General features: G+C 70.3%; 8 protein-coding genes. 4 read left to right on the top strand and 4 right to left on the bottom strand.

Annotated features, from left to right (window positions below; genetic code table 11):
* The first annotated feature begins 142 nt into the window (after positions 1–142).
* A complete protein-coding gene (locus ACWDRB_RS38570) occupies positions 143–883 on the top strand; it encodes a GNAT family N-acetyltransferase (protein ID WP_449902288.1) in 741 nt (246 codons plus the stop codon).
* A gap of 476 nt (positions 884–1,359) precedes the next feature.
* Here ACWDRB_RS38570 and ACWDRB_RS38575 read toward each other — a convergent pair whose 3' ends face one another.
* Positions 1,360–1,590, bottom strand: a complete 231-nt coding sequence (locus ACWDRB_RS38575; RefSeq protein WP_139635676.1) for a DUF7455 domain-containing protein — start codon at positions 1,588–1,590, stop codon at positions 1,360–1,362.
* A gap of 247 nt (positions 1,591–1,837) precedes the next feature.
* Between ACWDRB_RS38575 and ACWDRB_RS38580 the strand changes: the two genes are divergently transcribed.
* The gene (locus ACWDRB_RS38580; RefSeq protein WP_449902291.1) at positions 1,838–3,904 is read left to right on the top strand and encodes a DNA gyrase/topoisomerase IV subunit B; all 2,067 of its coding nucleotides are present in this window, start codon (positions 1,838–1,840) and stop codon (positions 3,902–3,904) included.
* Positions 3,905–4,603: 699 nt separating this feature from the next.
* Here ACWDRB_RS38580 and ACWDRB_RS38585 read toward each other — a convergent pair.
* On the bottom strand, positions 4,604–5,098 hold the full coding sequence (locus tag ACWDRB_RS38585; protein WP_350739128.1) for a beta-class carbonic anhydrase: 495 nt from the start codon (positions 5,096–5,098) through the stop codon (positions 4,604–4,606).
* Positions 5,099–5,237: 139 nt separating this feature from the next.
* Between ACWDRB_RS38585 and ACWDRB_RS38590 the strand changes: the two genes are divergently transcribed.
* On the top strand, positions 5,238–5,555 hold the full coding sequence (locus tag ACWDRB_RS38590; RefSeq protein ID WP_350739125.1) for a hypothetical protein: 318 nt from the start codon (positions 5,238–5,240) through the stop codon (positions 5,553–5,555).
* A 291-nt stretch (positions 5,556–5,846) separates the two neighbouring features.
* Here ACWDRB_RS38590 and ACWDRB_RS38595 read toward each other — a convergent pair whose 3' ends face one another.
* The gene (locus ACWDRB_RS38595) at positions 5,847–6,410 is read right to left on the bottom strand and encodes a thioredoxin family protein (protein WP_355204557.1); all 564 of its coding nucleotides are present in this window, start codon (positions 6,408–6,410) and stop codon (positions 5,847–5,849) included.
* Between the two features lie 55 nt (positions 6,411–6,465).
* Here ACWDRB_RS38595 and ACWDRB_RS38600 point away from each other — a divergent pair, with 55 nt between their 5' ends.
* Positions 6,466–6,837 carry a VOC family protein gene (locus ACWDRB_RS38600; RefSeq protein ID WP_449902297.1) on the top strand — a complete coding sequence of 124 codons (372 nt, stop codon included), beginning with the start codon at positions 6,466–6,468 and terminating at the stop codon, positions 6,835–6,837.
* 45 nt (positions 6,838–6,882) lie between these two features.
* Here the strand turns inward: ACWDRB_RS38600 and ACWDRB_RS38605 are convergent, their stop codons facing one another.
* On the bottom strand, positions 6,883–9,930 hold the full coding sequence (locus ACWDRB_RS38605) for a glycoside hydrolase family 3 N-terminal domain-containing protein (RefSeq protein WP_449902301.1): 3,048 nt from the start codon (positions 9,928–9,930) through the stop codon (positions 6,883–6,885).
* Between the last annotated feature and the right edge of the window lie 138 nt (positions 9,931–10,068).

Consider the following 10,068-nt stretch of genomic DNA (forward strand, 5'->3'; position numbering starts at 1 on the left):
GCATGGCGGCGAGTCCAGTTCCGGCGTCGGCGCCCGGCCCTGCGGCACGCTGTTGAAGCGTTCTGAGGAGGCTTCAGCCACGGCAACCGGCGCCCGGTAGGCAGGAGGGAGGGCGTATTCGGAGGTCGGCTAGGCTGCGCGGGTGAATTTCGACCTCCTTGTCCATGAGGCCTGGCCCGCCTATGAGCAGCGCGTTCACGACGGATGGGTGCTTCGTTACGCCGGTGGCGTGACCAAGCGGGCCAACTCGGTACTCCCTCTGGACGAGCCCGCCGACCTGGACGGGGCGATCGAGGCGGCGGAGGCCTTCTACGGGGAGCGCGGGGTGCGTTCCGTCTTCTCGCTGGGGCCGAACGCCACGCCCGGGCTGGACGAGGAGCTGGAGCGGAGAGGCTATGAGCTGGTCGATCCGACCGTCATCATGGCCGGCTCGCCCGCCGGCCCTCCGCCCCCGTACCAGGTGAGGATCGAGGACCGGCCGTGGCAGGGCTGGCTGGAGACGTGGTGGGCCGTGGACGGTCGTTACGGCACCGGGTTCGAGGAGGCGGAGCGCATCTGCACCGGGGTGCCCGCCTGGTACGCGGCGTTCGAGGAGGACGGCGTGGCTCTGGCCGTCGGCAGGGCCGTGCCCCAGGCCGGCACGTACGGTGTGTCGGGGGACGAGGCGTCCTCGCAGAGTGACACCCTTGGGATCTACTGCATGGCCACCCTGCCCCAGGCCCGCAGGCGGGGACTGGCTCGTGCGGTCATCCGGGCGCTCGTGCGGCATGCGGATGCGAAATCCGCCTACCTGGTCACCACGGCCCCGAACCTGGCCGCTCAGGCTCTCTACCGTGGTGAGGGACTCGAGATCGTGGACCGGTACCACTACCGGGTCCGCTGACCGGCCCCACTGTCGCTTTGGGCGCGGCCGATGCTCTGGGCACGACCGCGTCGTTATCGGTCCCGGCGGCCGCTCTGCGGGGCTCTGGCGTCCCGCGGAGTCGCGCGTCCGCCTGCCAAGTCACGCGTCTGCCCGTGAAGCGGCGTGCCTGCCCGTGAAGTCGCACGTCTGCCTGCGAGCGGCGCGTCTGCCCGTGAAGTCGCACGTCCGCCTGCGAAGCGGCGCGTCTACCCGTGAAGCGGCGCGTCTGTCGCGAAATCGCGCGTCTGCCTGCGAAGTGGCCGGTCTGCCTGCGAAGTCGCGCGTCTGCGTGTGCACCGGCCGTTCCGCTCGGATAAACCCCGTTCTCCGTGCATGACGGCGTGTCTCCGGGCATACCAGCGTGATTGAACGCAGAACGGCGGCCCCGGGCGGTGCCGGGGTCGCCGTTCTGCGTTGTCGCTATATGTGGTTATCTCAGCACGACAGGCGCTGCGTCAGCGCTCGTCGTTGGGGGCATTTGAAGGGGTTTCGCTGAGTCGAGCCGACTCGTCCAGGATGTCGGCACCCTTTTCGCGCAGCGCTGCGATGTGCTGACGCCCGTGGTGGGCGCAGAACAGCAACTCCCCACCCACAGGCAGGGTCGCGCGAATGTAGGCCTGGGCGCCGCAGCGGTCGCAGCGGTCGAGGGCCGTCAGCGGCTTAACGGGGGCGAGAGCTCCAGTCACGTATCGCCTTTCGGGTCACCCCCGCCGAAGCGAGGATCTGGCGTCAGTCACTTGGAACAACATCTAACCGGACGTGGACGTTCCCAACCGCCCCCTCTCTACGCCCAGAGCGGAATGTGTCCCAAAGTAATGACGATCAGCCGGTTGGTAACAGCAAACGTGTCGGCATGGCAAGCTTGTACGCGCGCGTGTGGGAAGAACGGTAAGCTACGCACACGTGTTCGATGCCTAGACCAGGGGAGCTGGAGTGACGCTAGTGGAGGCGGGTTACACGGCTCGTCACCTGTCGGTGCTTGAGGGCCTGGAAGCAGTTCGCAAGCGCCCTGGTATGTACATCGGGTCCACCGACAGCCGCGGGCTCATGCACTGCCTCTGGGAGATCGTGGACAACGGCGTCGACGAGGCGCTGGCGGGTCATTGTGACCGCATCGAGGTCGAGCTCTACGCCGACGGTTCCATCGAGGTGCGCGACAACGGCCGGGGCATCCCCGTCGACATCGAGCCCAAGAGCGGTCTGGCCGGGGTCGAGCTGGTTTATACCAAGCTGCACGCGGGCGGCAAGTTCGGCGGCGGCTCCTACGGCGCGTCCGGTGGTCTGCACGGCGTCGGCGCCTCCGTGGTCAACGCCCTGTCCTCGCGAGTGGACGTCGAGGTCGACCGCGACGGCAAGGTCCACGAGATCAGCTTCCGCCGTGGCGTCCCCGGGATCTTCGACGGCCCCGGGCCCACCGCGAAGTTCAAGAAGAAGTCCGGCCTGCGCATCGGCGACAAGCTCCCCAAGTACGTCGCCGGCACCCGTGTGCGCTTCTGGGCCGACAAGCAGATCTTCCTGCCCGACGCCGAGGTCTCGCTCGACGAGATCCACGTGCGCCTGCGGCAGACCGCGTTCCTGGTGCCCGGCCTGACGCTGGCCGTCTTCGACAGCAGGCACGAGGAGCGCACCGAGGAGGAGTTCCGCTTCGACGGCGGCATCTCCGAGTTCACCGAGTTCCTGGCCCGCGACGAGGCCGTGTGCGAGGTGCTGCGGCTGCAGGGCCTGGGCCACTTCCACGAGACCGTGCCGGTCCTCGACGACCAGGGCCACATGACGCCCACCGAGGTGCAGCGCGAGCTCACCGTCGACGTGGCGATCCGCTGGGGCAAGGGCTACGAGTCGACCGTCCGCTCGTTCGTCAACGTGATCTCCACCCCCAAGGGTGGCACCCACCTGACCGGGTTCGAGCGCGGCCTGGCGCGCACGGTCAACGAGCTGCTGCGCGAGACGCGCCTGCTGAAGAACGGCGACGACCCCGTCACCAACAGCGACATCTCCGAGGGCCTGACCGGCGTGGTCACGGTCCGGGTGCCGGAGCCGCAGTTCGAGGGCCAGACCAAGGAGGTGCTCGGCACCTCTGCGGCCACCCGCATCGTCTCCCACGTGGTCTCCCGCGAGCTGAGGGAGCTGTTCACCAACCCGCCGCGCGGCTTCAAGCAGCAGTTGCGCGCTGTGCTCGAGAAGATCGTCGCCGCCGCCAAGGCCCGCATCGCGGCCCGCGAGCACCGCGACAACCAGCGGCGCAAGAGCGCGCTGGAAAACTCGGCGCTCCCGGCGAAGCTGGTCGACTGCCGCAGCGACGGCATCGACCGCAGCGAGCTGTTCATCGTCGAGGGTGACTCGGCCCTCGGCACGGCCAAGCTGGCCCGCGACTCGGAGTTCCAGGCGCTGCTGCCGATCCGAGGCAAGATCCTCAACGTCCAGAAGGCGTCCGTGAGCGACATGCTCAAGAACGCCGAGTGCGCCGCCATCATCCAGGTCGTCGGGGCCGGGTCCGGGCGCTCGTTCGACATCGAGTCCGCCCGCTACGGCAAGGTCATCCTCATGGCCGACGCCGACGTGGACGGTGCCCACATCCGCTGCCTGCTGCTGACCCTCTTCCACCGCTACATGCGGCCGATGGTGGAGGCGGGGCGCGTGTTCGCCGCCGTGCCGCCGCTGCACCGCATCGAGCTGACCAACCCCGGGCGGGGCAAGGAGAAGTACATCTACTGCTACTCGGACGCCGAGCTGCAGAAGGTGCTGCGGGATCTCGAACGCCGGGGCAAGCGGTGGAAGGACCCCGTGCAGCGGTACAAGGGTCTGGGCGAGATGGACGCCGACCAGCTGGCCGAGACGACCATGGATCCGCGCCACCGCGTCCTGCGTCGCGTCCGCATCGAGGACGTCGAGGAGGCCGAGGCCATCTTCAACCTGCTCATGGGGAGCGAGGTGGCGCCTCGGCGGGAGTTCATCGTCAACAGCGCCGCCGAGGTCGACCGCGACCACATCGACGCCTAGCTGTTCCGCCGTCCGGTGAGGACGTGGAGCCGTTCTGCCGTCCGGTGAGGTTGGATACGCGGCAGGCGTCTGGGAGGCCGCCCACGGCGCCCAGGGAGAGACCGCCCGGGGTGCCCAGGGTGGCTGGTGAGCCCGATGTGAACGGTCAGGGGAGTTCCTGGGGCATGCGCGCGCGGCTCTGAGGTGCCATGCAGGGCCGTTTGGCGATCTCCTGGAGTGGTGCGCCGGGTCGCGGCTCAGCGCGGCCTCTCGAGGCTCTGACGCGCGGAGCGGGGCTCCGGGTCGCTACGCGTGCGCCGCTGGCTCTTCGCTGACGGTTCTCAGGGCCATGGTGCGGGCCGCTCGGTTGTGAGGGTCCTGGGCTTTGGATGCGCGGGCCGCTCGCGTCGCCTTGGGTGCCGTCTGGTCGGGGGTGGGGTGCGAGGGCCGCCAGCACGTACGAGATCGTGCTCGGGGGAATGATGGCGACTTCGGTCCCCGAGACCACCTTGGTTCCACCGAGCCGTCACATCGACGGCGAGCCCGCCCACAACCGCAACCGGCGCAGTGCCCCCACGAAGTCGTCCGCGCTCGTGCCGTCGGGGACGAGGGGAGAGCTCGGATCGCCCAAAGCGCGTCCTCTCGTACGCGCCCAGGGCGGGTCCGGGGCGCCCGGTCATGCTGTACGGACCGGGCACCACTCAGGTCAGGTGAATTCCTTCAGAACGCGGCAGGCGTCAGCCGGCCCGTGCGGACGTCGTAGATGGCTCCCGCGATCGGCATGCCCTCCGGCAGGAACGGGCTGGTCCTGATGCGGGTGAGGTCGTGGCGGAGCGCCTCGGTCTGGTCGGGGACCGTGTGGAACTCCAGGCTGCGGGTGTCCACCCCGCGTTCCTGGGTGAGGGCGTGGACGTCCGGGTCGGTGACCTTGGCCATGCCGCAGTCCGTGTGGGGCATGACGAGCACGCGTTCCACGCCGAGCAGGTAGACGGCCAGCACCAGGGTGCGCAGGACGTCGTCCGTCACCCGGGCGCCCGCGTTGCGCAGAATCTTGGCGTCGCCGGGCTTCAGGCCCAGCAGGCCGAGCGGGTCGATGCGGGAGTCCATGCAGGTCACGACGGCCAGCCCACGGCCGGCGCGGCCGGTGAGGCCGGAGTTTCCGAACTTCTTGGCAAACCTCGCGTTGGCGGCATACAGGTCGTCGAACGCACTCATGCAACAAATGATGCACTGTGCCCCAAAGCCAGTGATGGACGGGGTGGCGACTGGCTGGAGTTGGCAAACGTCCCACGAAAAACCGTCACCTTGCGTGATGATGTCGTAGCCGTATGTACGTGATCGAAGAAGGTTTGTCGTGAGTAGGTCCGAATCGCTCGCCGAGTACCTCCGTGCCCAAGCCCGGCGCCGCCTCGACCGCGTGGAGTCCAAGGACGGCGGTCGCAACGCCAGGCTGGCCCTGGCTCTCCTCGACACCGCCGCCTATGCGGCCAGCCTGCCCGAGGACGATCCGCTGATCCTCATGCTGGACCAGGCGGGCTGCTACGGGCCCCTGGGGTGCGAGAGCTTCGACCCAGGGGAGGGGGGCAACCAGCTGATCCGCCACTGGGACGGCGGCGAGCCGCACGAACTGCTGCTGGCCCTCCCGCCCGCCGTCAGCGCCGCGGGCGCCTGAGCGGCCCGCCCGCTCGCCGCCCGCGGGCTCCGCCACGCGGGTGCCGCCGGGTTCGAGCACGTCGAACCCGGCGAACATGCGTGCCACCTTCTCGCGGCCGCAGCGCCGGCTCCTTCCCGGCGGCCCCCACCGCCAGGGCCGACCAGGTGACTGCCGGGGGCAGGCGGTGGCGACGCGCCACACGGGCAGGCAGTGGGGCACTTCAGACCAGCTTGCCGAGGCCGGTCGGCCGTCACCGCGTCCCGGTGCCGCTCGGCTGGGCACCGCCCGGTGAGCAGGGCCGGAACCGGATCACGCGGGAGCGTTGCCCGGCTTCCACTTGATGCCGCAGCCGAGCGAAGGGTTCTGCTCCCCGGGCACCGGCTCGCCCTCGAGCACGGCGTCGATGGCCGCGCGCAGCGACTCGCCGGTCACCGGCACCGAGTTGCCCGGCCTGGCGCCGTCGAACTCGCCCCGGTAGACGAGCTGCAGGTGCGCGTCGTACAGGAAGAAGTCAGGCGTGCAGGCCGCCCGGTAGGCCTTGGCGACCTCCTGGGTGTCGTCCAGCAGGTACGGGAACGCGAACCCGGCCCGCGCCGCCTGCTCCGCCAGGTGTGTCGGATCATCGTCCGGGTAGTTCACGCTGTCATTGCTGCTGATCGCGACTATGGAAAGCCTGGCGCCGTAGTCGGCGGCCAAGGCGCCGAGGCCCTTCTCGATGTGGCGCACATACGGGCAGTGGTTGGACAGGAAGACCACCAGAGTGGCGGGCGAGCCCTTGAGATCCCCGAGTGAGACACTGCCGCCGTCGATGGCGGTCAGGTCGAATGCGGGTGCTGGGGTGCCGAGCGGCACCATGTACGAGTTGGCAGCCATGGCATCCATTCTTGTCTGCGGACGTGCCCGCAAACGAATATGAGAGGTGAATCGAGTGAGTGGCATCGCTGAGTTCCGCACTGTCGTGCTCGACTGTCCCGACCCCAGAGCGCTGGCCGAGTTCTACTCCCGGCTGCTGGGATGGCCCGTCACCTACGCCGATGACGAGTGGGCGCTGGTGAGCGACGGCGGGGCTCCCAAGCGAGTCGGGTTCCAGCTCGCGCCCGACTTCCGGCCGCCCACCTGGCCGGATCCGGAGCGCCCCCAGCAGCTCCACCTCGACGTGACGGTGGTCGACATGGACGAGGCGGAGAAGCAGGTGATCGAGATCGGCGCGACCAAGCACGAGCACCAGCCGAGCGAGGACGACAGCTTCCGGGTGTTCCTGGATCCGGCCGGACACCCGTTCTGCCTGTGCCGCGCCTGACGTGAGGGGCTGTCCCCGCCCCGGCGGGGACAGCCCCTCGTGACCTCAGCGGGCGGCCTGGGCCAGCAGGTCCACCGCCTTCCTCAGGTTGCCCGCCGCCAGCTCGTGGTCGGCCGCCGCCTGCAGGTCGGGCCGCCTGCCCGCGCTCTGCGCGACGTCCCTGGCCACCGACACGACAGCGTCGTCCACGGTGTAAGCGTCCGTCTTCGACCGTTCGAGCAGCGTTGCAGCCGTGCCCAGGGCGCCCAGGACGGCCCGCGCGTCACGTACGGACCCGTCGGCGTTCCAGGCGCGCGCGGGCAGCGCGAGGAGCAGCGACGCGGCCTTGGAGAAGCCGTCGCCGGAGGCGAGCCGGTCGCGCGCCGCCTTGAGCCGGTCGCGGGCCCGGTCGGTACGCAGCCCCCACCCGTAAGGCCAGAGCGGGTCATAAGCCGCGTCGCCCACGTTGATCGGCAGCTGCGCCACCGAGCGGAACCAGGTGAACGGCAGCCGCCCCGTGTACGGCACCGCCCCGAACAGCGGGTCGGCCACCCCCGCGCCCTCGGTGCCCGGCAGCCAGGAGGCCACCACGGCCTCGACGCCCGACAGGTCGCCGAGCTGCAGCGGACGCCCGGAGACGACCAGGACCGCGCACTTCATCGCCCCGCACACCTTGTCGATCGCGGCCCGGTCGGCGGCCGACAGCTCCAGCGTGCGCCCGGCGCGGCCCACGTCGCCCTGTCCCTCGGCGTACGGGGTCTCGCCCACCACCACGACGCCCACGTCGTGCCCGGCCAGGTCGGCCGAGGCGTCGCGCGAGTACGTCACGGAGGACGCGCGGGAGCGGACGGCCGACAGGATCGTGGTGCCGGGGGTGATCGGCCCGGACGAGCCCTGCCAGCTGATCGTCCAGCCGCCGGTCTGGTTGCCGATGTCGTCGGCGTTCGAGCCGGCCACGTAGATCCTGGCGTCGCGGCGCAGGGGGAGCAGGCCGCCGTCGTTCTTCAGCAGCACCTGCGACCTGGCCGCCGCCGTACGCGCGACCGCCCGGTGCGCCGCCGAGCCGACGTCGTCGATCCCCGACCGGTCGGCGTACGGGTGCTCGAACAGCCCCAGCCGGAACTTCTGGGTCAGGATCCTGGCGACCGCGTCGTCCACCCGGCCGACCGGCACCCGCCCGGCCTCGACCTCGGCCTTCAGCGTGCTCTCGAAGGTCGGGTAGGCGTACGGCACCGTGATCATGTCGAGCCCGGCGTTGACGGAGGTGCGCACGTCGCTCGGGTAGTCGCCGGGGATCTGGTCGATGGCCTGCCAGTCGCTGATCACGAACCCCTTGAAGCCCAGCCGGCCCTTGAGCACGTCCGTGATCAGCTCTTTGTGGGCGTGCATCTTGAGCGGGCCGTCACCGAAGTCGACGCTGGAGAACGACGGCATGACGGTGGCCACGCCGCGCTTGACCGCCTCCACGAACGGTGCCAGGTGGACCGCCTCCAGCTCCTGGCGGCCGACCTTGGTGACGCCCTGGTCGATCGTGTAGTCGCCGCTGGTCGAGGAGCCGTACGCGGTGCCTCCGTCGCCGACGTAGTGCTTGGCCGTGGCCAGCACCCCGTTGTCCTGCAGGCCGTCGATGACCGTGGCCATCCGCGACACCAGCGCCGGGTCCTCCCCGAACGACTCGTAGGCCCGCCCCCACCGGTCGTCGCGCGACACGCACAGGCACGGCGCGAAGTCCCAGGGGATGCCGGTGGCCTTGACCTCGCGGGCGGTGATCTCGCCCGCCCGCTCGACGAGGTCCGGGTCGCGGGTGGCGCCCAGGCCCACGTTGTGGGGGAAGATCGTCGCGCCGACCACGTTGTTGTGGCCGTGCACGGCGTCCACGCCGTAGATCAGCGGCACCTGGAGCCGGGTCCGCTGCGCCTGGAGCTGGAACGCGTCGATCATGTCGGCCCAGGCCCGCGGCGTGTTGGACGAGGGGGTGGAGCCGCCGCCCGACAGCAGGGAGCCGAGCACGTACGTGGCGATGTCGCTCTGCTTGCCCAGCGCGCCGCGCTCGGCCTGCGTCATCTGCCCGATCTTCTCGTCCAGCGTCATCCGCCCGATCAGGTCGGCGACGCGTTCCTTGATCGGTTTGCGGGGGTTCAGGTAGGGGAGGCCGTGCGCGTTGATCACGACCACCGGGGCCTCGGCCGGGGGCCTGGTGCCCGTGCCGGACAATTCGATCGGGATGGTCTCGGCGACCTCGTCCTGGCCGTCCTTCAGCGTCTTGACCGTGAACGCCTTGGCGGCCCCGGACGCCGTGCCCGCGGGGAACGTCAGCGTGCCTTCGACGGGCGTGTAGTCGCCGCCGGGGGTCGCGGTGCCCGTACCGGTCCTGTAGGACACGGCCAGGTCGGCGGGCAGGGGGCGGCCGTCGGCGGTGGCGACGGTGACGTTGACCTTGGCCTCGCCCTTCTCGTTGACCGGGTAGACGGGCCGGTCGGTGGACAGCCTGACCGGGCGCGGGGGAGCGGTGCCGTAGAGCTCGACCTGGTCCCACTCCAGGGTGCCCTGGGAGGAGGCCGGGAGCCGCATCGAGTAGCCCCACATGGCGACCAGGTCCAGCTCACCGTCGGACGGCGCGCCGCCGGGCTGGTAGTCGGCGCGCCTGGTGAAGCTCCCGAACGGCACCTTCACCTGCCGCCAGCCCGCCGTGTCGTCGGTGAACGACGACTCGAACAGCTCGGCGGCGCCCGCCCCGCCGCCGCCGTCCTTGACCTCGAAGAAGATCTTCTGGCCCGAGGCGGCGCCGTTCACCCAGAAGGAGAAGCCCTCGTACGGGGACCAGTCCTGGGTGGCGGCCAGATCGTGCGACCAGCCGCCCCACTGGCTCACGTTGTAGACCGACTTGAGCACCCGGTTGGTCGCCGGGGCTCCCGGCCTGCCGGGGCCAGGCTCGATCGTGAGCGTGGGGGTCGAGGCCGCGTCGTTGCCCCAGGCGTACACGCCCGAGGGAACGCTGCCTGACTCGAAATCGGTGATCGTGAGGGGGTCGGCGGCCGCAGCCGCCTGTGGTGCGACGATCAGGGCGGCGACCAGGGAAAGAGCCACCCATAACGGGCGTCTGGATCGGAACACGGTACCTCCAGTAGGAGAGAGAGCGCTCTCCCAGATGAGATCGGTGCCGATCCGTGATTCATAACAGGCGCTGTCGGGCGGCGCCGGGGGCGGCCCGCGGGCCCCCCCCCCCCCGTGTCTTGGAGGTCGGCGTGGCGC

This window comes from Nonomuraea sp. NPDC003707 (genome assembly GCF_053587055.1).